Origin of the sequence: Methylobacterium tardum, assembly GCF_023546765.1 — a bacterium.
Lineage (GTDB): Bacteria > Pseudomonadota > Alphaproteobacteria > Rhizobiales > Beijerinckiaceae > Methylobacterium > Methylobacterium tardum.
Genome location: NZ_CP097484.1, coordinates 5,266,032 through 5,287,814 on the forward strand (window position 1 = coordinate 5,266,032; position 21,783 = coordinate 5,287,814).

Genomic DNA, 21,783 nt, shown 5'->3' on the forward strand with positions numbered 1-21,783 from the left:
ATGAGCCCGGGCCAGGAATGACGTTGCCAGACTTGAACGTGCAGAAGAGGCCATGATCCCGGGTTACCCTGAGATCTGCTCGCGCATGTAGGCTTGCGGCGTGCTGCCGAGCTCAGTGCGGAACGCGTAAACGAACGCGGACGTCGAGCCGTAGCCGAGTTGCATGGCGGTCTCGGTCACACTCCTGCCGCCGCCCATCGGCTCGACGGCCCTGAACAAGCGCAGGCGTCGCCGCCAAGATCGCAGGCTCATCCCGATGTCGGTCTCGAAACGCCGCGCCAGGGTCCGTTCCGACATCCCGAGGTCACGCCCCCATTCTTCGGGCCCACGCGTATCGGCCGGATTGGCATAGAGCGCTTCACACAGCCCGACCAAAGGACCCCCGCGCGGCCAGGGCAGCGCCCCCGGCAGCGGACGGGCCCGTCGGAATTGGTCGAGGATGAGGGCGGTGACGCGACCGGCATAGCCGTCATCGTCCTGCGCCCCTTCCAGCGCCACAGCCTCCAGGATCAGGGCTCGCAGCAAGGGTTGCACAGCGAACACCGTGGGGCGATCCTCCACGTCCCGTCCGGCCTCATCGGCGACCCAAAGGCTGCGGAACTGGGCGCCGAGAAGCGATCCGACCCGGTGTCGGACGCCGGTCGGCAGCCACACGGCCTGCTCCGGCGAGATCACGAAGGAGCGCCCTTCCACGGCCACCGTGAGCACCCCGGAGGTGGCGTAGACGATTTGGTGCCAGCGGTGTGCGTGCTCGGCGAAGTACCCGCGCGCCGGGATCGTCTGGGCACGCACGGTCACCGGCCGGGGCGGCACCAAGCCAGGCGGCGTCTCGATCGGCTCCCACTTCATCGCCAACCTTCAGGTTGGCAGCCATTCTACACAAATTGGCATCCCGTCGAGATACGGACGAGCGTCACGCGATTTATAGCCGCCCAGCCTGCCGGCAAGCGGGCACGAGGAAGCCATCCGTTGCAACCCGAGCCTCCGATGCCTGACGCCTCCACGCTGACCGCCGAACGCGCACCCGCTCCCGTTGCCCGAGCCGGAACAGCGAACGTCCTCAGGCTGGCCATCGCACAGGCGCTCGCCGGGGCGAACTCTGTCGTCGTGTTCTCGACCGGTGCCATCGTCGGCGACATGCTGGCGCCGAGCAAGATCCTGGCGACGTTGCCGATTTCGATTTTCGTCGTCGGGATGGCCGCCTGCTCGCTCCCGGCCGGCAGTATCGCCCGACGCTACGGTCGCAACGCGGCCTTCATGAGCGGAACGAGCTGCGGGGTGCTCGTCGGGCTGCTGTCCGCGCTTGCCATCCTGGCAGCCAACTTCTGGCTGTTCAGCGCGGCCATGTTCTTCGGGGGTGCCTACGCCGCCGTGGTCTTCTCGTTCCGCTTCGCCGCGGCGGAGTGCGTCCCGCCCGAGCGGCGACCGCGCGCGCTGTCCACCGTCATGGCGGGCGGGATCTTCGCGGGGGTGATCGGCCCGCAACTCGTCACGCACACCATGAACCTGTGGCCGCCCCACCTGTTCGCCGCCACCTTCCTGGCTCAAGCAGCGGTCGCCGCACTGGCGGCCGTCGTTCTCGCCGGCGTCCGCCTGCCGCGCCCCGCCGCGGACGTTCTCGCCGGCGGGCGGCCCCTGGCGGTGATCCTGGCCCAGCCGCGCTTCATCATCGCGGTGGTCTGCGGGGCCGTGTCCTATCTGCTGATGAACTTCGTGATGACGGCGGCGCCGCTGGCGATGCACCTGTGCGGGCATGCGCAGGAGGACGCGAATCTCGGCCTCCAATGGCACGTGATCGCCATGTACGGCCCGAGCTTCTTCACCGGACGGCTGATCACGCGCTTTGGTGCGTCGAGCGTCGTGGCGGCCGGCCTCACGTTGACGGGCGCGGCCGCCATCGTTGGCCTTGCAGGCGTGGACGTCGCGCATTTCTGGCTGTCCCTGATCCTCCTGGGCCTGGGCTGGAACTTCGGCTTCGTGGGGGCTTCGGCGATGGTGCTGGAATGCCACCAGCCCGAGGAACGGACGCGGGTGCAGTCGGTCAACGACTTCATCGTGTTCGGCATGGTGGCCCTGGGTTCGTTCTCATCCGGAGGTCTGCTCACGAGCTACGGATGGGACACGGTCCTCTGGGTCTCGTTCGTGCCACTGGCTCTTGCAGCTTCGGCGCTGGCGTTGATGGCCGTGCGAGGCGCACGCCGACTGGCTTGATGCGGCTGGACGGTGGTCTCTCCCAATCAACGGAGGACGTCTGAACCCCCCTCGGGCAGACGTCGCCGGAGAGCCGATGCAGGGCGGCCTTCAGGACGCGTCGACAACGCCCCTACGGCTGGGTTGGACCGAGAGCCGATACGGGTCCGATCAGGCCGATCAAGCTTCGACCACGGAGAACTCAATCCGCCGTCTGGATCGACCAGGTGGCGTGGCGGATGCCCGGGGCGCGGGCGAGCTCGGCGGTGACGGCGTCAAGCTCCTCCGCCTTCACGGCGCTGGCCGTCAGGGTTGCCACCACGTCGACCGCGCGCTCGCCGCGCTCCTCGACCACGACGCTGCTGACCGGGTAATTGGCCGCCTCCAGGCGCTCGACCAGCAGGTCCTGGGCCGGCCCGGCCTCGCCGGGTGCCGTGGTGACCTGGACCTCGTAGGTCGCCTCGGTGGCGGATTCGCGGATCGGCGCGCGGTTGATGGCGTTCACCAGCGGCCGGAGCGCGGTGTTGCAGGCCAGCACCGTCACCATCACGAACACGGCCTCCAGGGGCAGGTCGGCGCCGCAGAACGCGCCGACGGCGGCCGAGCACCACAGCGTGGCGGCCGTGTTGAGGCCGCGGACGTTCATGCCCTCCTTCATGATCACGCCGGCGCCGAGGAAGCCGATGCCGGAGATCACGTAGGCCACCGTGCGGACGCCCCCGTCCGGACCGGTCAGCCGCATGCCGAGATCCACGAAGGCGCTGGCGCCGACCGCCACCAGTACGGCCGTGCGCAGGCCCGCCGTGCGCTGCCGGTACTGCCGCTCGGCGCCGATAATCGTGCCGAGCACGAAGGCCACGAGCAGGCCGATGCCGGATTTCAACTCTTCGGGGAGGGCGGCGTAGCTGGTCATCCGCGGTCTCATGGGAGAGGGGAGGTGACGGAACCGTGACACCATGGCCCGGCCCGGATCGGACAGCGTGTCTGAAGCGGGATTGACGGCCGCACCGGGCAGCGGGCACACCGGCAAGAGCCTGAGGATCCCTTAAGAATTCGGGACCCGGCCGAGGAGACGTGCAGGATGCAGCACATGGCCCACGACATGGCCCGGGGAACGGCCGTTGCGGCGGATTCGATCCGCGTCGGGTCAGTCTTCGCATGAGCGCTGTGATGAGCGGTGTGCGCGCCGAACGCCGGCCCGAGAGCGTCCCGGATGCGGAGCTGCACGGCCGCGTCATGGCGCTGCGCGAGGGGCTGGAGCGCGGCCTGATCGGCAGCGCCGGCCTCGTGGAGCGCCTGCTGATCGGGCTCCTGACCGGCGGCCACCTGCTGATCGAGGGCGCGCCGGGGCTGGCCAAGACCCGCGCGGTCAAGCGGCTCGCCGACGGGCTCGACGGCTCCTTCGCGCGCATCCAGTGCACGCCGGACCTGATGCCGGCCGACCTCACCGGCACCACGGTGTGGCGCCAGGACAGCGGCACCTTCGAGTTCCTGCCCGGGCCGCTGTTCCACGCCCTCGTGCTGGTCGGCGAGGTCAACCGCGCGCCCCCGAAGGTGCAGTCGGCGCTGCTCGAATCCATGGCCGAGGGGCAGGTGACGGTCTCGGGCCACACCCACCGCCTGTCCGACCCGTTCATGGTCGTGGCGACCCAGAACCCGATCGAGCATGCCGGCACCTTCCCGCTGCCGGAGGCGCAGCTCGACCGCTTCCTCCTCCACGTCGTGGTCGACATGCCCGACGAGACCACCGAGCGGGCGATCCTCGACCTGGTCGAGGGCGAGATCACCCACCACGTCGACGCGATGACCATGCGGCTGTCGCTGGCCGACGTGCGCGCCGCCCGGGAGGCGGCGCTCGCCACCTACGTGTCGCCGGCGCTCAAGGACTACCTCGTCCGGCTGGTGGCGGCGACCCGCACCGACGCCGCCGCCCCGGACCTGCGCGCCCTGATCGAGCACCCGGCCTCGCCGCGCGGCACCCTGGCGCTGATGATGGCCGGCAAGGCCCGGGCCTGGCTGCGCGGTCGCGACCATGTGATCCCCGAGGATGTCACGGAACTCGCGCGCGACGCCCTCTCCCACCGCATCGGCCTGACCTGGCGGGCGGCCGCCGAGGGCAAGACGGCGCGCGGCGTCGTCGGCGACCTGATCCAGCGGGTGCGGGCGCTCTGACGGTGTTCGGGTTCGGACAGTCGCGCCGCCAATTCCCGCCCCCCTCCGCGGGGGACGGCGGCCCGACGGCCGGGCCCCCTCCCCCGTCCAGGGCGCGGGAAGAGATCGCGCCGAGCACGGCATCCACCTCTCCGGCGAGGCCCTGATGGGCCTGCGCCACCTCGCCCGCCGCGGCTCGGCGCCCGCGACCCGGACGCTCGCGGGCCTGCCCGGCGGCATTGTCACCCGGCGCCGCGGGCGCGGCTCGGAGCCGGAGGATGTCCGGCTCTGGTCCGAGGGCGACGACCGCCGCTTCATCGACCGGAACGCCACCGCCCGCACCGGGCAGCTGCACGTGCGCACCCATCACGACGAGCGCGACCGCGCCGTGGTGCTGCTCGCCGATTTCCGGCCCTCCATGCTGTTCGGCACTCGCCGGGCGCTCCGCTCGGTCGCGGCCGCCGAGGCCCTGGCGCTGCTCGGCTGGCGGGTCGCCGCCGATGGCGGCCGGGTCGGCCTCGCGGTGGCGTCGGCCGGCGCGCCCACGGTTCTGCGGCCGGCGGGCGGCGAGCGCGCCATGATCGCGGTGACCGGCGCCCTCGCCCAGGCCCACGCCGACGCCCTGGGGGCGGAAACCGGCTCACCTGCCCGCGCGGAGCCGCCTCTGGAGGGGACGCTCGGTCTCGCGCGCAGCCTGCTGCCCGCCGGCGGCCATCTCGTCATCGCCAGCGCCCTCGACGATCCCGGCCCGGGCTTCGGCGAACTCCTGACGCTGCTCGCCGAGCGGATCGCGATCCGGCTTATCCTGGTCAGCGACGCCTTCGAGCGCGCCCGGCCGCCGGGCTACTACCCCTTCGCCCTCGCGGATGGCCGCCGCGGGACCGCGCTGCCGAAAGCCGCCGGGCCGGCGGGGGAGTCCGCCGAAGCCCGGCTCGCCGACTATGCCCGCCGGGGCATCGCGGGCGTGCGCCTCGACGTCGAGACCGGCCCGGAGGCCTACGCGCCGCTCATGGAGCGCCTTGATGCGGTGCTGTGAGACCGGAACCGGCGGTCCATCCCGATGAATCCCGTCACGCCCGCCGAGATCCCCCTGTCCCTCGACCAGCTCCGCGGCCTGCACCTGCCCGGCGGCGCCGCGGGCGCCGTGCAGGGCGAGATCATCGCGGCGGCCGCCCTGGGCTTCCTCGCCGCCCTGCTGGTCGGGCTGGTGCGCTACGGGCGCAGCCGGTCCCGGGCCACCATCCGCCGGGCGGCGCTGGCCGAGCTGACCCGGAGCCGCGGCCTCGATCCGGAGGCGCGCCTCCTGGCCCAGGCCCGTCTGCTGCGCCGCCTCGGCCGGACGCTCGGCGGTGAGGCGGAGAGCCGGGCCGCGGGGGCCGACTGGGCGGCCCGCCTCGACGGGCTGTTCAAGACCGACTTCTTCACGCGGGGTGCCGGACGGGTGCTCGCCGACGGCCTGTACCGGCGGCAGGCGCCGGACCTCGACGCCCTCGATGCCGAGCTAGGCCGCCTGATCGGACGGCTGCGGGCATGACGTCCTCATGAGCGCATTCCTGCCCGCCTGGCTCAGCGCCCTGCTGTCGGCCTTCGACCTCGCCGCGCCCTGGGCGCTGCTGGCCCTGCCCCTGCCGCTACTGGCCGCCCGCCTGATCCCGCCCGAGCCGGAGGGCGGCAGCGGGGCGCTCCGCGTCCCCGGCACGCTGGTCGGCGACGGGCGCACCGGCGCTGATCTGGCCGCCCGCGGGCGGCGGCGGGCCCTGCTGACCTGGACGCTGTGGATCGCCCTGGTGGCGGCGCTGAGTGTTCCGCGCCTCGTCCTGCCGGCCGCCGCGCTCCCGGCCTCCGGCCGCGAGATCATGATCGCCATGGACCTGTCGGGCTCCATGGAGCGGCGCGACTTCGCCCTCGACGGCGAGACCGTGAACCGGCTCACCGCGGTCAAGCGCGTCGGCACCGACTTCATCCGCCGCCGGGCCGGTGACCGGATCGGCCTCGTGATCTTCGCCGACCAAGCCTACGTGGCCGCCGCCCCGAGCTTCGACACCGCGGCGGTCGCCCGGGCGCTGGACGAGGCGACGATCGGCATCAGCGGCCGTTCCACCGGGATCGGCGACGGCCTGGGGCTCGCCCTGCGGCGGCTCGATCCCCGGGATGCCGGAGGCGAGGCCGCGTCCGGAGCCAAGCCCGGCGAGAAGGCCGCGAAGGCCGTGATCCTGCTCTCGGACGGCGCCAACAATGCCGGCCAGACCGCCCCCAAGGACGTGGCGGAGCTCGCCCGGGAGCTGGGCATCAAGGTCTACACCATCGCGCTGGGCCCCCGCGACATGGCCGACGCCGACGGCGAGCAGGACGTGGTCGACACCGAGACCCTGCGCGACATGGCCCAGGCCAGCGGCGGCGAGGCGTTCCGGGTCCGCACCACGGACGACCTCGTCCGCGTCGCCGACGCCATCGACCGGCTGGAGGGCGGCCGCGCCCTGGCGCCGCCCCTGCCGCTGCGCCGGGACCTGTGGCCCTGGCCGGCCGCCCTGGCGCTGCTGGCCGCCGCCGCGCTGCTCGCCAGCCGGAGGGGGGCGTGATGGCCCGATACCACACCTGTCCGACCAACCTCCTCATCCTGAGGTGCGAGCGCAGCGAGCCTCGAAGGAGGGCTCCAGACATCGCGCGGCTGGCTGGAGGGCTCCTTCGAGGCCTCCGCTGCGCTCCGGCACCTCAGGACGAGGTGGTCTGGGCGGGAGGATCGACCCGATGAGCGCCCTCGACGCATTCGCGCTCCTGCGCCCCTGGTGGTTCCTGGCGATCCCGGTCGTCGCCCTGCTGGCGCTCCGCGCCGCGTGGCGCGCGGCGCCGCTCGGCGACTGGGCCCGGGCGGTCGATCCGGCGCTGATGGCGCATCTCGCCCGGACCGGCGCGGTGCTGGGCGGACGGCGGCAGGCGAACCGCGCCGCGGCGCTCGCGGCCGGGCTGATCGCCCTCGCCCTCACCGGCCCCGCGGTGGAGCGCGCCGACGGGCGCACCTTCCGCAACCTCGACGAGACCGTGCTCGTCGTCGACCTGTCCCGTTCGGTCACCGAGGGCGGCAACCTTCAGGGCGTCCGGCAGGCCGCCGCCGCGGTGGCCGAGGCCGCCGGCACCCGGGCGGTGGCGCTCGTCGTCTATGCCGGCGACGCCTACCTCGCCGCCTCCCCGACCACCGACCGCGACAGCCTCGGCACCACCCTGTTCGCCCTCGACGCCGACACGGTGCCGGACCGGGGCTCCCATCCCGAGCGCGGGCTGGCGCTCGCCCGCCGCACCCTGGCGGAGGCCAGCGTGGTCGCGGCCGACGTGGTGCTGATCAGCGACGGCGACGGCATCGGCGAGGCTGCGACCCGGGAGGCGCGCGCCATCGCCGAGCACGGCTGGCGCCTCCAGGCCCTGTTCGTCCCGGCCGACAAGCCGCTGCCGCCGAACGTCCCGAAGCCCGACCGGACCGCCCTCGACGCCCTCGCGCGGGCCGGCGGCGGCACGACCGCCGACATCGACACCCCCGGCCCGGTGCTCGACGCGGTCGGGGCCGGGCTCAGCCAGCACCTCGCGGCCGGCGGCTACGGGGTGCTGGCCTACGCAGATCTCGGGCGCTGGCTGCTGCTGCTCGCGGCCCTGCCGGCCCTGGTGCTGTTCCGCAGGAGCGCGTGATGAGGAGCGCGTGATGCGGCTGACCCTCCCCGAGACCGGCCTCGCCGCCCCGCTCCGGGCCGGCCTGCCGGTGCGCTGGCGGCACCGCGCCCGGGTCGCGGGCCTCGCGCTTGCCGGCCTCGGCCTCCTGGCGCTGCTCGCCGTCTCGCAGCCGCGCACCGGCTTCGGGCGGCTGCTGATGGGCCTCGGCCTGCCGGGGCTCGCCGCGCATGTCCTCGACGATCCGGCCTGGCGCGCCGCAGCGCTCTACGAGGCCGGCCGCTACGACGCGGCGATCGCGCTGTTCCGCACCGGCGGCCGGCGGGCGAGCTACAATCTCGGCAACGCGCTCGCGAAGGCGGGCGACCTCACCGGCGCGCTCGCGGCCTACGACGAAGCGCTGCGCTTCAACCCCCGCAACGCCGACGCCCAGGCCAACCGCTCGCTGATCGCCCGGATGCAGGCCGAGGTGATCGACCGCGGTCCCGGCGGCGGCATCGCCAACGGCACCGCCCAGTACGGCGCCCGCTACAACAACACCGGCAACCAGGACCAGAACAACGACATCAACGCCGCCTCCAGCGGCGAGGGCCTGGCCGGCAACAAGGAATCCAACGCCAGCGCGTCGCTGCCCGGCAACAGCAAGGTCGCCCGACGCGGCAAGGCCGAGCAGCAATCGATCGACGCCGGCAAGGGCCGGCCCGCGGCTCGGCCGGCGACGCGGCCGGCCGCGGCCGGACCGGCGGCGGCTCCGCCATGGTGGCCGAGGCGCCCGAGCGCGAGGTCCGGCGGGTGACCAAGAGCTTCGAGGCCCACGAGATCCGCCCGGACCGGCTTTGGCTCCAGACCCTGCCGGACGATCCCGGCCGCTATCTCAAGCTGCGCCTGCGCGCCGAGCAGACCCGCCGGGTCGAGGCCGGTACCGCCATCCCCGCCGGGAGCAACCCGTGGTGATTTCTTTTGGGGTGACCGAGATGCGCGCCCTGGCTCTCGCCCTTATCCTCCTCGCTCCCCTCCCCGCCCGCGCCGAGGTCGAGCCCGGCGACCTCACCCTGACGGTGACGGCGGAGCTGAACGGCAACAGCGCGCCCTTCGCCCGCGAGATGGTGCTGCTGAAGATCCACGGGGTCTACAAGCAGCCGATCCTGCTGGAGGAGGTGGTGCAGCCCTCGCTCGCCAACTTCTCCTGGACGCAGCTCGGCCGCGACCACTGGAGCCGGACCAAGCTCCCCGACGGCCAGAGCGCCATCGCGTTCGACCGCACCGTCGCGGTGTTCCCGCACCATGCCGGGCAGTTCACCATCGAGCCGTTCATCCACAAGCTGACGGTCAACGATGTCGGCGAGCGGCGGGTGGTCGAGGTGCGCTCGAAGCCGATCCCGTTCCCGGTGGCGCCCTGGACCGAGCCCACCGGCGGTCCCGACGCCAAGGAGCCCTGGTGGCTGCCCGCCAAGGACGTCGCGATCACCGATTCGTGGAGCCCCGACCCCGAGACCATCAAGGTCGGCGAGACCGCCCGCCGGATCGTCACCCTGGAGGCGCAGGGCATGGTCGCCGAGGGCCTGCCGCCGCGGCCGGTGATGCGCACCCGCGGCATCATCACCTTCGCGGGCCCGGTCACGCGCGAGACCCTGCTGACCCCGTCGGGACCGGTGGCGCGGGCCACCTACCAGTGGGACGTGAAGCCCGGCGTGCCGGAGATCATCCCCCTCGACGCGATCGCGATCCCGTGGTTCGACACGAGCACCCGGACGATGCGCGAGACCGAGATCCCGGCCCGGCAGATCGGCGGTGGCTTGCCCGACCGCGAGACCGACCGGGCGCCGCCCGCGATCCCCTCGCCGCTCGTGACCGCCGCGGCGGCGCTCGCCGCCTTCGGGCTGGGCCTGGCGCTGATCGGCTTCGGTCTCGGCCGGCCGTCCTTACGCCTGTCCGCCTCCGCCCGCCGGGCCCTGCATGCGGCAGCCCGCGCGGGCGATCCGGCCGGGTTCCGTGCGGCGCTGGACGCGGCGATGCGGGACGCCCCGGACCTCGCCCGGATCTGGCGGGGCCGGCCGGACGTGACGGCAGCCCTGGCGGCCCTCGACCGGTCGGTCTTCGGGGCTGCGGGCGCCCCCGTCCCGGACCTGCCGGCCCTGGCCCGCGCGCTCTCGCGTCCGGAACGGGTCCCCGGGCCGCCCGGGCCGGAGCGGCTGGCGGCGCTGGACGGCCCGGCGCGCTGATCGCGGCCGCGGGAATGCGCGGCGACAGGGAAAACCGCCTTCCGCAATCCGAGGCGTGAACGGACGCGTCGGCGCGCCAGGACCCTGCACGGAATGCGGGCCGGGCCTGCCGGCCGACGGATGCTCGTCAGCTTGTGAACGCGCCTCCGGGAACGGCACACCGCGTGGCGGCTTGGGCTGCCGGCGCTGACCGCCACCGGAGATTCCGCTCATGCCCGCGATCCTGATCACACCCGCCCGCGCGCTGGCCGCGGCCCTCGCCCTCGGCCTGGCCGTCCCGGCCGCTCTGTCCTCCTCGGCCCTGGCCCGGTCCGCCGGCACCGAGCGCACGCTGAAAGCGGTCGACACCGACAACGACGGCACGATCGATCTGGCCGAGGCGCAGGCCGCCGCCGGCAAGGTCTTCGACGGCGCCGAGACCGACAAGGACGGCACCGTCGACGCCAAGGAGCTGAAGGGCCGGCTCAGCAAGAAGGACCTGAAGGCGGCCGACACCGATTCCGACGGCACCCTCGACCGCAAGGAATACCTCGCCCTGGTCGAGCAGCGCTTCAAGGCCGCCGATCCCGACGACGACGGCACGCTCGACGCCAAGGAACTCAAGACCCCGGCGGGACGGAGCCTGCTGCAGCTCCTCAAGTAGACCCGGCCGCCCGGACGGATACCGTTGCACAGTTCGTGAGCAAGTATTATTCCTGTGCAACGGCTCAAGTTCTGAGCAGGCATCAATATTTTGCACGATCTTGCATCATCTGTTGGGCCTCCGTAGGTTCTCAATGTCCGAGCATCAAAGCATCGGCTTGAATCACCAGGGAGGGCGCGCGATGGCACGCGTGAACGAGGTCAAGGACAGGTTCCGCGCGCGGCTGCAGGAGGCCGATGCCCGCAGCAACGACTTCCGCAAGAAGCTCCTGGAGGACGGCGCGCGGGCGCTGGAGCCGGTGGTCGGGGTGCTGCACCTCATGGCCGAGGTCCTCAACGAGGAGGACAACGTCCACGGCAGCATCACCGGCCTCGAGGCCAAGATCGATCAGGACAACTTCATCAGCCTCTGCGCGCTGCTGCGCGGCACCGAGTCCGAGCAGAAGATCAAGATCAAGTACGGTCCCGAACTCGGCGGCAGCAACTACATCTCGGTCTCGGGCCTGAACCAGCGCTACAACGAGCGCCTCGTGCCGGGCGCCGCGAGCTGCGCGATCGGCCGGACGGTCGGCAGCGACATCCAGCTCGACGAGCACCGGGGCGACGAGCTGGCCGAGGTCGTCCGCGAGGTGATCGAGGATTTCTACGCCGCCCAGATCGAGCAGCGCAGCCACTTCGCCTTTGCCCGCTGAGCCGGCGCAGGCATCCCTCCGGACCACGCTCACCTCCCCCGTGTGGGGAGGCGTTGGAGGTGGGGGTGGCGCAAGCGGCACCGGAACGCTTGATCCTGAACCACCCCCACCCCTCCCCTCCCCACAAGGGGGAGGGACAAGCGCTCCGTGAACATCGTTCCGCCGCGCCCGGGCATCCGGAAAACCCGATTCCCCTGCCGCGCATCCTGCGCTAAGCCTGTCGGCGATGGGGATGGAGCTCCCCGACAACCGCCCGATGGTCGCCGATCCTGGCCGCCCTGCCGGGCTGATGGCTCCTACCGAACGGGCGTGCCCTCAGCCGTCCGCGGTGGGGCCCTGCGCCGAAGCCGCGACACGACGCGGCCGCCCGACCGAACAGGAAGGGCAGGCATGATCAACACCCTCATCGTCATCCTCGGGGCCGGGCTCGGCGGCGGGACCCGCCACGGCATCAACGTCGCGGTGGCGCGGCTGCTGCCGGGCCTCGGCTTCCCGCTGGCCACGCTGATCATCAACGTGCTGGGCTCGTTCCTGATGGGCGTGCTCGCCGAGGGCTTCGCCCTGCGGGGCGCGGCCGGCCACCCGGCGCGGCTGTTCCTGACCACCGGCGTGCTCGGCGGCTTCACCACCTTCTCGACCTTCTCCCTCGACGCAATCAGCCTGTACCAGCGGGGCGAGACCGCCGCGGCCGCGCTCTACGTGGTGGCCTCGGTCGCCGCCGGGCTGATCGGCCTCGTGGCGGGCCTCGCCCTGGTGCGGACGGTCCTGAGCGGGAGCTGAGAACGTCGTGGTTTCGAAAGGTCGAGACCTTTCGCGGGTCCAGGGCGGAGCCCTGGCGTCTCGGGGGCCCTGCCCCCGAACCCCTGCCAAAGGGCTCAGCCCTTTGGGAACCCCGTCTCAGTCCGCGATGAACTTCAGCCGGTGGTCGCGGTGGAGGTCGACGATCGCCGCCGCGGTCTCCTCGATGGAGCGGCGGGTCACGTCAATCGTCGGCCAGCGGTTCTTGACGAACAGCCGGCGGGAGGCGGTGATCTCGTCGGCCACCGCCGAGCGGTCGACGTAGAGGGAGGATTCGTCGGCGTTGAGGCTCGACAGCCGGTTCTGGCGGATCTGCACGATCCGCTCCGGCGAGGCGAACAGGCCGACGACCAGGGGTTTCCGGGCGCGCTCGATCGCGGGCGGCAGCGGCACGCCCGGCACCAGCGGCAGGTTGGTGGTCTTGAGGCCGCGATTGGCGAGGTAGATCGAGGTCGGCGTCTTCGAGGTCCGGCTGACCCCGAGCAGGATCACGTCGGCCTCCTCCAGATCGTCCGGCAGGTTGCCGTCGTCGTGGGCCAGCGTGAAGTTCATCGCGTCGATGCGCTTGAAGTACTCGGCGTTGAGCATGTGCTGGGCGCCGGGGCGGGCCGTGGTCTCGGCGCCGAGATAGGCGCGCAGCAGGTCGTGGACCGGCCGCAGCACCGACAGGCAGGGCGAGCCGGTCTCGCGGGCGACCTCCTCCAGCCGCTCGCCGAGATCGCCGCCGACCAGGGTGTAGAGGACGAGGCCCGGCGCCGCCCGAATCTCCGAGATCACCCGGTCGAGCTGCGCGGCCGAGCGGACCAGCGGGTAGACGTGCTCGATCGCCGAGACGCCCTCGTATTGCGCGGCCGCGGCGCGCCCGACATTGATCAGCGTCTCGCCGGTGGAGTCGGAGACGAGGTGGAGGTGGAAGTAGCTGCGGCCCATTCCGATCGCCTCTGCGGTCGACTCGGCGGTCGCCTTGCGCGGCGCCGAGGTTGTCCACCGCCGGCCGCCAGGGGAGTCGATGAATGTGGATAGGATGCCCGACCGGGCCGGTCCAGGGCGATCCCGGTGCGCGCTGTCGACTCCGCCGTTCACAGGCAGGCGAGCGGGACGCGCGGAATCCGGGCGTCTGGGAGAATCCGGGACGCATCGGGGGCCCGTACACGACTCGGCGTTGCCAAGGTGCTGTCGGACCATCCGGTTCTCGCAAGATGGAGCAAATCCTTTAAAGCCTCGTTAACGGCGCGGCGTCGGGGACCGCCTGTGGACGCTTTTGTGCCCCCGAGATTCGGCCCCCCAAGAGAAAAAACAGACTCCAAGATTCTCTCTTATCTTTTCGAAGGGGCCTGTGTGGGGATCGGCGCGCCTCGACTCGACAGGACGCCCGCCGACGGGCATGCGGGGTGAGGAATACGGGATGGGAACGGCCATGACGGAGCGCGAGCCCGAGCGGAAGACGTCCGGCCGGAAGGTGCTGCGCGTCCTCGAGGGCGAGGCGATCGGACCGCCCCCGCCTGGATGATGCGCCAAGCCGGGCGCTATCTGCCGGAGTACCGGGCGACCCGGGCGGAAGCCGGCTCGTTCCTCGACCTCTGCTACAGCCCGGACTTCGCCGTCGAGGTGACGCTCCAGCCGATCCGGCGCTTCGGCTTCGACGCGGCGATCCTGTTCTCCGACATCCTCGTCGTCCCCCACGCGCTCGGCCAGGACGTGCGCTTCGTCGAGGGCGAGGGCCCGCGCCTCGACCCGCTGGACGGACGGGACGCGTTCGCGCGGCTGCGCGAGGCCGGCGATCCGGCGGTGATGACCCATCTCGCCCCGGTCTTCGAGACGGTGACGCGGCTGCGCGCGGAACTGCCCGGCGAGACCACGCTGCTCGGCTTCTGCGGCGCGCCCTGGACGGTGGCGAGCTACATGATCGGCGGCCGCGGCACGCCGGATCTCGCCCCCGCGCGGGCGCTGGCCGAGGGGGACACCGCCCTGGTCGACGCCCTGATCGACCGCCTCGTCACGGTGCAGACCGACTACCTCGTGCGCCAGCTCGAGGCCGGCGCCGACGCGGTGCAGATCTTCGAGTCCCATGCGGGCACCCTGCCGCGCGCGGTGCCGGCCTCCGGTGGGGTCGTCGAGCCCGTCGGCGACGTGTCCGAGAGCGCGCTGCCGGACGCGCCCGCCGCCGATGCCCTCACCCGCTGGTCGCTGCAGCCGATCGCCCGGATGGTGGCGGGGGTCCGTGCCCGGGTGCCGGGGGCCAAGATCATCGTCTTCGCCCGCGGCTCGGGCCTCGACGGCCACGCCCGGGTGGTGCCGGAGACCGGCGCCGACGCGGTCGGGGTCGATTGGGGCGTGGACCTGAGGGCCCTGCGGGCACGGGTGCCGGCCACGACGGTGACGCAGGGCAACCTGCATCCGGACACGCTGATCGCGGGCGGCGCCGCCCTCGACGCGGCGGTGGACGCGGTGCTGGCGGCGACCGCCGGTCTGCCGCACATCTTCAACCTCGGCCACGGCATCACGCCGCAGACGCCGGTGGCCCATGTCGAGCGGATGCTCGCGCGGCTGCGCGGCCAGGGCTGAGGCCGGGCGGGTGCTGTACGACTGGATCAAGGCCGGCCACGTCATCAGCCTGATCGCCTGGATGGCCGGGATGCTCTACCTGCCGCGGCTGTTCGTCTACCACGCGAGCCTGCCGCCGGGCTCCGAGGCGCAATCGGCGACCTTCAAGGTGATGGAGCGCCGCCTGCTCAAGGCAATCATGAACCCGGCCATGATCGCCACCTGGGTGTTCGGGCTCACGCTCGCCGGGATGAGCGGCTTCTACGCGAGCGTCTGGCTGCAGGCGAAGTTCGTGCTGGTCCTGGCGATGTCAGGGATCCACGGCTGGCTCGCCCGGATAGTCAAGGATTTCGCCGCCGACCGGAACACCCGCGGTCACAAGTTCTACCGGGTGCTCAACGAGGTGCCGACGCTGCTGATGATCGGCATCGTCATCCTGGCGATCGTCAAGCCGGGCCTCTGATCCCGGGATCCTGTGATCCCGGACCGGTTTACCCTGCCGCCGCTTCGCGCGGAGCCTTTCCGTTGGCGGGCCGTTGGCGGACCATGTCGAAGCCGCTCGTCCTCACCCTGGCGCTCTCCGCCCTGACGACCCTCGCTCCGCTCCCCGCTCGGGCCGCGAGCTTCCCGTGCGACAAGGCCGAGGCGCCCGACGAGAAGGCGATCTGCGCCCATCTCCCGCTCAACGACCGGGACGTCGAGATGGCGACCCGGTTCGAGATCCTGAAGAGCGTGCTGCCGATGGGCGGCCAGGGCAAGCTGCGCGACGACCAAGAGGCGTGGCTCAAGGAGCGGCAGGCCTGCGGGGGCGACGTCGCCTGCCTCAAAGCCGCCTACGAGACCCGGCTCAAGGTCCTGCGCGGGGTGCTGTCGGAATTCGCCAAGCAGGGTCCGTAAAGGGCGCCCGATCAGGCCGCGCGCGGCAGCGCCGCGGCGGCGTCCCCGCGATCCGGCCGGCAAGCCGCCACGCAGGCGCGCGCCAGCGCCTCGGTGGCGTCCACCAGCAGGCCGGACGGGTCGCTCCCGGCGAGCGCGATCGGGATCTCCGTACAGGCCATCACCACCCGGTCACAGCCGGCCTCCGACAGCGCCCGGACCTGCGCCTCCAGGAGCGGCCGCGCCTCTGCGACCCGGTGCGCCTTCACCGGGCGGATCGCCGCCGCCACGGCGGCCTGACCCTCCGGACCGGGCGCGCGGCACGCGATCTCGCGCCGCGCCAGCCGCTCCCGGTAGAGCCCGGCCCGCAGGGTGCCGTCGGTGGCGAGCAGGCCGACCCGGCCGCCGGTCTCGATCCCTGTGCGCGCCAGGGTCTCGGCCACGGCGTCGACGATGTGGAGGATCGGCAGGCCAGTCCCGGCCTGCAGCGCCGCGTGCCAGTGATGGGCGGTGTTGCAGGGGATCGCGATCCGGGTGGCGCCGCCGGCCTCGAGCCGCGCCAGGGCGGCGCGCATTGCCGGCAGCGGGTCCGGTCCGGTGCCCAGGATCGCGTCGGCGCGGTCGGGGATGTCGACGGCCGAGCAGACCAGGGTCGGGATGTGGTCTTGGTCGCGCCCCGCGGGCGTCGCTCGCACGAGCTTGGCCAGGAAGTCCACCGTGGCCATCGGACCCATCCCGCCGAGTACACCGAGCATCGCCGCCTCCGACCGTCGCGGCTGACCTGATGGGCCGCGGCGGGGCGGGAATCCAATGCCGTGTCGGCACCGGCCATGCCGATCCGGCACCGGGCGCGCGGCGGTTCCTAGGGTCCAGCCGCCAGGGCGGCGGCCGCGGCCCAGACCGCCTCGACCGCGCCGCCGCGTCCGGCCCTGCGGTACAGCCGGATCTCCAGCGCTGTGCCCGGCCCGGCGGCCACGAGGCTGCCCTCGGCGAGCTCGCGGGCGACGAGGCTCTCGGGCAGCCAGGCGCGGCCGTGGCCCGCGAGGACCATGAACTTCAGGGCCTCCGCCATGGCGTTCTCGTTGACATGGGCGACGGCCGCCCCGTCACCGGCCAGCGCCGCGACCCGGCCCAGGAACGAGTCCCGGGGATAGCCGAGCCCGGGCCGGTCCGCGGCCGGCCCCGGCCGGTGCACTGGCACGAGGCTGTCCCGGCCGATGGCGAGATGCGGGAAGGCCGCCGGGTCGAGGGGGATCGGCACCAGGGGATGGTGGTAGGTCAGCAGCAGGTCGTAGCCGCCCTCAGCCAGCGCCTGCACGCAGGCGTGGAAATCGTCCGGCAGCAGCCGGCTGCCGAGGGGACCGGTGCGGGCTTCGACGTCCCGGAACCAGCGCGGGAAGACAGTCAGCGCCAGGGTGTGGAGCGCCGCCACCGACACGGTCCGCGGCGGCGGCCGGATCCGGGCCCGGAGCGCGTCGCGGCTGCCGTGGAGCCGCCGCACGGTCTCCTCGGCGGTCTCCAGGAACAGCCGGCCCTCCGGCGTCAGGGCGGTCGGGTAGGTGCTGCGGTCGACCAGCGCGACGCCGAGCCAGCCCTCGAGCGCCCGGATGCGGCGGCCGAAGGCCGGCTGGGTGACGTGGCGCTCGACCGCCGAGCGCGAGAAGCTGCCGGTGCGCGCGAGGCTCAGGAAGTCCTCGAGCCATTTCAGCTCCATCGCGCGGCGGTCTCAGAGCCGCGCCAGGAGCCGCTCCGCCAGCGGGTTCTCGGCCGCGAAGGCGTAGTCGACCCGCCGCACCGTGACGGCCCGCGCGCCGGCCTCGACCAGGGCGCCTGCGAGGTCGAACACCGCGGCCTCCCGGCAGCGCAGGACGATCTCGCCCTCCGGACCCTTCGGCGCGCCGTAGGGCAGCTCGGCCTCGTGCAGGCCCGCGATCGTGGCGAGGTCGATGGTGCCGCTCTCCGGCAGGGCGGCGCGCACCTCCCGGGTGGTCCGGGCGCGCTCCTCGGCGGCGATGCGGCCGAGCACGGTGCGCAGAGCCGCCCGCTGGCCCTCGCCCCAGGGGGCCTTGAGCGAGGCGACGAGATTGGCCTCCGAGCGCAGGATGATGCCGTCGTCCAGCACCTTCAGGGCGTTGGCCGAGAGCGTCGCCCCCGTGGTGGTGATGTCGACCACGATCTCGGCCGAGCCCGCCGCCGGCGCCCCCTCGGTGGCGCCCAGGCTCTCGACGATCCGGTAATCGGCGACGCCTTTCTCGGCGAAGAACCGGCGGGTCAGGTTCACGTACTTGGTGGCGACCCGCAGGCGCCGTCCGTGGCGGGTCCGCATGCCGGCCGCGACCTCGTCGAGGTCGGACATGTCGCGCACGTCGATCCAGGCCTGGGGCACCGCCACCACCACGGTGGCGTTGCCGAAGCCGAGCGGCGTCAGCAGCTCGACCTCGCCGCGCACGTCCGGCAGGGTCTCGCGGATCAGGTCCTCGCCGGTGACGCCGAGATGGGCGGCGCCCGAGGCGAGCTGCGCGGCGATCTCGGAGGCCGAGAGGTAGCGGACCTCGACGTCGGGCACGCCCAAGAGCTTGCCCCGATAGTCGCGGGCGCCCGCGCCTTGAGCGAGCTTCAGCCCGGCCCGGCCGAAGAACGCGCTGGCATTCTCCTGCAGGCGGCCCTTGGACGGGACGGCGAGGATCAGCGGCATGGCGGTCGCGTCCGAAGCACTCATCGGCCGGCTCCCGCGACGCGCTCGATCCAGAAGGTGCAGCCGACCGCCGGCAGCGGCACCGGGCTGCCGAGATGGCCGAGCAGGCCGTCGTAGCGGCCGCCGCCGACCAGGGTCGGACCCTCGCCTTCCGTCACCTCGAAGATGAAGCCGGTGTAGTAGTCGAGATTGCGGGCGAAGCCGCCCTGGAAGCGGAAGCGCTCGATCGGCAGGCCGCGCGCCGCGATGAAGCCGGTGCGCTCCTCGAACAGGTCGAGGGCGGCCGCGAGCGCGTCGTGCCGGATGTTCGCGTCGGCGACGAGCGCCCGCAGGTCGCGGGCGGCGGCGTCCGGATGGCCGGCGATCGCCCGGTAGCGGTCGAGGAGCGCGCGGTTCTCGGCGTTGAGCCCGGCCCCGCCATGGGCCTGCGCGGAGGCCTTGGCGAGGAAGCGCTCGGCGATCTCGCCGGCGCTGCGCCCGCCCACCGCCGAGATCCCGGCGATGGCCAGCACGTCCTCCACGAAGGCGCGCACCCCGCGCGGGTCCTGGCCCTGGATCGCCGCCAGCAGGCCGGCATGGGGATCCTCGGGACGGGTGCCCTCGGCGCCGTTGGTCACGGCATCGAGCGTACGCCCGGCGGCGAGCGCCCGGAGCGTCCGGCGCTTGGCGGCGGGCGGGACCGCGAGGCCGTCGAGGAGCGCCACGGTCAGGCCCATATCGCCGAGCCGCACCGCCGGGTCGGTCCGGCCGAACAGGGCGAGGCCCTCCAAGGCGAGGCCCAGCACCTCGGCGTCGGCCGCCGGCGTGTCGGTGCGCCCGATCGACTCGATGCCAGCCTGGAAGAACTCGTCGGGCTCGTCGGCGGCGAGCCGGAAGACCGGGCCGCAATAGCTGTAATCGGCCGCCCGGCCGTCGGCCTCGGCCCGGTGCAGGCGGCAGACGGGAATGGTGAATTCCGGCCGCAGGCACAGCTCGGCCCCGCCCGCGTCCTGCGTGACGAAGATCCGCCGGCGGATATCCTCGCCCGACAGTTCGAGGAACGGCTCGAGGGGCTGCAGCACCGGCGGCGTCACCGGCCGGTAGCCCGCCGCCGCCAGATGGGCGGAGAGCCGCGCGCGCGCCGCGTCCCCCGCCCCCGTCTCGCCCGCCTCCGGTCGTGTCATCGCAATCCACCTCGCGGGCGCTCTGTAGCAACCGCGACCGGACTTGGCGACACGCAGCGCGCCGGCACCGGGCCGGCGCGCCGCGCAGGACTGCGCAGTCCCGGGCAGGTCCTGCGCCGGGACCCGATATCCGCTACGGAATCAAGGACCTGACTGGCTCAGAGCGGCCGGAGGCTGCCGAGGCGCGCCCCGCGCGGGCGCCGGACCGGCTTGCGGCGAGCGAGCACGGTCACGGCGGGCGCCCCCGCGATCCCGGCGCTGAGGATCGGCGCGCTTCCGGTCCCGGGGGTGGCCTGCGCGACGGCGCTGGGCAGCCGGTCGAGGACCGGCCGGGCGGCCCAGACGGGTCCCGCGCCGGCGCAGATCAGGCCGAGGGACAGGATGAGGATCTTCGCGCGCATCCCGCCATCTCCACGGCATCGACCGACGACAACGCCGCCGGAGCCCCTGCGTTCGATGTGCGGTTCGATGCGCGTGTCTCAGATCTCCGGTGACGGAAAATGCCGGGCCAGCACGGCGCGGACCTGTGCCACCATGTCGGCCTCGGGGCACGAGACCTGCGCGGGCCGCGCCGCCTTCCACTCGGCGTTGCTGGCGATGGACTCGGCCGCCTGAGCGCCCGCGATCAGGTCCTTGATCTGGACCTCGCCGGCCAGCCGCTCGTTCGAGCCCTGGATGATGGCCACCGGGGCGCGGCGGCGGTCGGCGTACTTCATCTGCGCCTTCATGCCGGCGGCGCCGAGATAGAGCTCGGCCCGGATGCCGTCGGCGCGCAGGAGCGCGACGAGCCGCTGGTAATCGGCCATGTTCTCCCGGTCGAGGACCAGCACCACCACCGGCCCGGGCGCCTCGGCGCCGGCGATCAGGGGACTGCCCACGAGCTGCAGGGCCGAGAACAGCCGCGAGACGCCGATCGAGAAGCCGGTGGCCGGGACCGGCTCGGCCCGGAACCGCCCGACGAGGCCGTCGTAGCGCCCGCCGCCCGCCACCGAGCCGAAGCGCACGGTCTGGCCGTCCTCGTTGGTGACCGGGAAGGTCAGCTCGGCCTCGTAGACCGGGCCGGTGTAGTATTCGAGGCCGCGCACCACGCTCGGATCGGCCCGGATCACGTCGTGGCCGTAGCCGGCGGCGGCGCAGAGGCGCATGATCGCGTGCAGTTCGGCGATCCCCTCGCGGCCGGTCTCGGAATCGCCGACCGCCTCGTGCCAGCCGCCGAAGAACTTCTCCCAGAACGCCACCTTGTCGGCGCCGTCCGCGGCATCGGCCTGGAACGACACGTAGGCGAGGATCCGGCCGATCGCCGTGGCGTCGAGGCCCGCGCCCTTGGTGAAGTCGCCGCTCTCGTCCTTGCGGCCGACGCCGAGGAGGTCGCGCACCCCGTCGACGCCCAGCCGGTCGAGCTTGTCGATCGCCCGCAGGACCGTGAGGCGCTGGCCGGCCTTGTCGGGACCGGCGAGCCCGATCGCCTCCATGACGCCGTCGAGCACCTTCCGGTTGTTGACCTTGACCACGTACTGGCCGCCGAGCCCGAGGCGGTTCAGCGTGTCGGCCATCAGCATGCAGGTCTCGGCATCGGCCGCGACGCTGCCGGCGCCGACGATGTCGGCGTCGAACTGCATGAACTGGCGGAAGCGGCCCGGCCCCGGCTTCTCGTTGCGGAACACGTAGCCGGCCCGGTAGCTGCGATAGGGCTTGGGCAGGGCGTCGTAGTGCTCGGCCACGAAGCGGGCGAGCGGCGCCGTCAGGTCGTAGCGGAGCGACAGCCACGCCTCGTCGTCGTCCTGGAACGAGAACACGCCGGCGTTCGGGCGGTCGAGGTCGGGCAGGAACTTGCCCAGAGCCTCGGTGTACTCGACGAAGGGCGTCTCCAGGGCCTCGAAGCCGTAGAGCTCGAAGCTCTTGCGGATCGTCTCCAGCATCCGGCCCTGCGCGGCGATCTCGCCGGCGCGCCGGTCGACGAAGCCGCGCGGCAGGCGGGGCTTCAGGGTCTCGGCCTTCTCGGCCTTCGGAGTTTCAGCCTTGGACATGGGTGCATTCGCTTCTCGCGGACCCGGAATCCAGGTCCGCATCGAATCTTCGATCGTCTCCGCCGGGCGGAGATCCTGGGGCCGGGCTCTAGAGCATGCGATCGGAAAGGGGAATTCGGTTTCCGA

The 21,783-nt window shown here is 72.9% G+C and carries 21 protein-coding genes, 2 pseudogenes and 1 riboswitch; of the genes and pseudogenes, 14 read left to right on the plus strand and 9 right to left on the minus strand.

Annotated features, from left to right (window positions below; translation table 11 throughout):
• Positions 1-63: 63 nt before the first annotated feature.
• Positions 64-849 (minus strand): AraC family transcriptional regulator, encoded by a 786-nt coding sequence (locus M6G65_RS25120; RefSeq protein WP_238195942.1) that lies wholly within the window; start codon positions 847-849, stop codon positions 64-66.
• A gap of 138 nt (positions 850-987) precedes the next feature.
• On the opposite strand from M6G65_RS25120, the gene M6G65_RS25125 reads away from it, so the two are divergent.
• Positions 988-2,211: an MFS transporter gene (locus M6G65_RS25125; protein ID WP_238195943.1), complete on the plus strand. Its 1,224-nt coding sequence runs from the start codon at positions 988-990 to the stop codon at positions 2,209-2,211.
• A gap of 181 nt (positions 2,212-2,392) precedes the next feature.
• On the opposite strand, the gene M6G65_RS25130 is transcribed toward M6G65_RS25125, so the two are convergent.
• Entirely contained in the window at positions 2,393-3,103 is a 711-nt protein-coding gene (locus M6G65_RS25130; RefSeq protein ID WP_238195944.1) for an MgtC/SapB family protein, read from the minus strand.
• A 257-nt stretch (positions 3,104-3,360) separates the two neighbouring features.
• Between M6G65_RS25130 and M6G65_RS25135 the strand changes: the two genes are divergently transcribed.
• The 10 genes and pseudogenes from M6G65_RS25135 to crcB all read left to right on the plus strand — a co-directional run bounded on the left by M6G65_RS25135 (position 3,361) and on the right by crcB (position 12,334).
• Complete coding sequence (locus M6G65_RS25135; RefSeq protein ID WP_250103031.1) at positions 3,361-4,362, plus strand: AAA family ATPase; 1,002 nt, start codon at positions 3,361-3,363, stop codon at positions 4,360-4,362.
• 145 nt (positions 4,363-4,507) lie between these two features.
• Positions 4,508-5,377, plus strand: coding sequence for a DUF58 domain-containing protein (locus tag M6G65_RS25140; RefSeq protein ID WP_250103032.1), 870 nt, complete (start codon positions 4,508-4,510; stop codon positions 5,375-5,377).
• Between the two features lie 24 nt (positions 5,378-5,401).
• The gene (locus tag M6G65_RS25145; protein ID WP_238195946.1) at positions 5,402-5,875 is read left to right on the plus strand and encodes a DUF4381 family protein; all 474 of its coding nucleotides are present in this window, start codon (positions 5,402-5,404) and stop codon (positions 5,873-5,875) included.
• 7 nt (positions 5,876-5,882) lie between these two features.
• Positions 5,883-6,920, plus strand: a complete 1,038-nt coding sequence (locus tag M6G65_RS25150; RefSeq protein WP_238195947.1) for a VWA domain-containing protein — start codon at positions 5,883-5,885, stop codon at positions 6,918-6,920.
• 169 nt (positions 6,921-7,089) lie between these two features.
• Positions 7,090-8,019 carry a VWA domain-containing protein gene (locus M6G65_RS25155; RefSeq protein WP_238195948.1) on the plus strand — a complete coding sequence of 310 codons (930 nt, stop codon included), beginning with the start codon at positions 7,090-7,092 and terminating at the stop codon, positions 8,017-8,019.
• Positions 8,020-8,032: 13 nt separating this feature from the next.
• Positions 8,033-8,952: pseudogene (locus M6G65_RS25160) on the plus strand (tetratricopeptide repeat protein).
• Between the two features lie 20 nt (positions 8,953-8,972).
• On the plus strand, positions 8,973-10,220 hold the full coding sequence (locus tag M6G65_RS25165) for a hypothetical protein (protein ID WP_238196025.1): 1,248 nt from the start codon (positions 8,973-8,975) through the stop codon (positions 10,218-10,220).
• A gap of 211 nt (positions 10,221-10,431) precedes the next feature.
• Positions 10,432-10,863, plus strand: coding sequence for a lanmodulin LanM (gene lanM, locus M6G65_RS25170; RefSeq protein ID WP_238195950.1), 432 nt, complete (start codon positions 10,432-10,434; stop codon positions 10,861-10,863).
• A 181-nt stretch (positions 10,864-11,044) separates the two neighbouring features.
• On the plus strand, positions 11,045-11,554 hold the full coding sequence (locus M6G65_RS25175) for a hypothetical protein (RefSeq protein WP_238195951.1): 510 nt from the start codon (positions 11,045-11,047) through the stop codon (positions 11,552-11,554).
• A gap of 219 nt (positions 11,555-11,773) precedes the next feature.
• A riboswitch (Fluoride riboswitch) is annotated at positions 11,774-11,860 on the plus strand.
• An 84-nt stretch (positions 11,861-11,944) separates the two neighbouring features.
• The gene (crcB, locus tag M6G65_RS25180) at positions 11,945-12,334 is read left to right on the plus strand and encodes a fluoride efflux transporter CrcB (protein ID WP_238195952.1); all 390 of its coding nucleotides are present in this window, start codon (positions 11,945-11,947) and stop codon (positions 12,332-12,334) included.
• Between the two features lie 117 nt (positions 12,335-12,451).
• On the opposite strand, the gene M6G65_RS25185 is transcribed toward crcB, so the two are convergent.
• Positions 12,452-13,282 carry a pyruvate, water dikinase regulatory protein gene (locus M6G65_RS25185; protein ID WP_192710460.1) on the minus strand — a complete coding sequence of 277 codons (831 nt, stop codon included), beginning with the start codon at positions 13,280-13,282 and terminating at the stop codon, positions 12,452-12,454.
• 475 nt (positions 13,283-13,757) lie between these two features.
• Between M6G65_RS25185 and M6G65_RS25190 the strand changes: the two are divergent.
• The 3 genes and pseudogenes from M6G65_RS25190 to M6G65_RS25200 all read left to right on the plus strand — a co-directional run bounded on the left by M6G65_RS25190 (position 13,758) and on the right by M6G65_RS25200 (position 15,793).
• A pseudogene (locus M6G65_RS25190) lies at positions 13,758-14,917 on the plus strand (uroporphyrinogen decarboxylase).
• Between the two features lie 10 nt (positions 14,918-14,927).
• Positions 14,928-15,359 (plus strand): protoporphyrinogen oxidase HemJ, encoded by a 432-nt coding sequence (hemJ, locus tag M6G65_RS25195; RefSeq protein WP_238195954.1) that lies wholly within the window; start codon positions 14,928-14,930, stop codon positions 15,357-15,359.
• 83 nt (positions 15,360-15,442) lie between these two features.
• Positions 15,443-15,793, plus strand: coding sequence for a lysozyme inhibitor LprI family protein (locus tag M6G65_RS25200; RefSeq protein WP_238195955.1), 351 nt, complete (start codon positions 15,443-15,445; stop codon positions 15,791-15,793).
• A gap of 11 nt (positions 15,794-15,804) precedes the next feature.
• Here the strand turns inward: M6G65_RS25200 and cuyB are convergent, their stop codons facing one another.
• From cuyB to hisS, 6 genes are all read right to left on the minus strand, one after another.
• Positions 15,805-16,527, minus strand: a complete 723-nt coding sequence (gene cuyB, locus M6G65_RS25205; protein ID WP_250103033.1) for a cysteate racemase — start codon at positions 16,525-16,527, stop codon at positions 15,805-15,807.
• 107 nt (positions 16,528-16,634) lie between these two features.
• Positions 16,635-17,486 carry a LysR family transcriptional regulator gene (locus M6G65_RS25210; RefSeq protein ID WP_238195957.1) on the minus strand — a complete coding sequence of 284 codons (852 nt, stop codon included), beginning with the start codon at positions 17,484-17,486 and terminating at the stop codon, positions 16,635-16,637.
• 12 nt (positions 17,487-17,498) lie between these two features.
• Positions 17,499-18,491: an ATP phosphoribosyltransferase gene (gene hisG, locus M6G65_RS25215; RefSeq protein WP_250103034.1), complete on the minus strand. Its 993-nt coding sequence runs from the start codon at positions 18,489-18,491 to the stop codon at positions 17,499-17,501.
• Positions 18,488-19,630: an ATP phosphoribosyltransferase regulatory subunit gene (locus tag M6G65_RS25220; protein WP_238195959.1), complete on the minus strand. Its 1,143-nt coding sequence runs from the start codon at positions 19,628-19,630 to the stop codon at positions 18,488-18,490. The genes hisG and M6G65_RS25220 overlap by 4 nt, the downstream gene beginning before the upstream one ends.
• Before the next feature lie 158 nt (positions 19,631-19,788).
• A complete protein-coding gene (locus tag M6G65_RS25225) occupies positions 19,789-20,031 on the minus strand; it encodes a hypothetical protein (RefSeq protein ID WP_238195960.1) in 243 nt (80 codons plus the stop codon).
• 78 nt (positions 20,032-20,109) lie between these two features.
• Positions 20,110-21,657: a histidine--tRNA ligase gene (hisS, locus tag M6G65_RS25230; protein WP_238195961.1), complete on the minus strand. Its 1,548-nt coding sequence runs from the start codon at positions 21,655-21,657 to the stop codon at positions 20,110-20,112.
• Between the last annotated feature and the right edge of the window lie 126 nt (positions 21,658-21,783).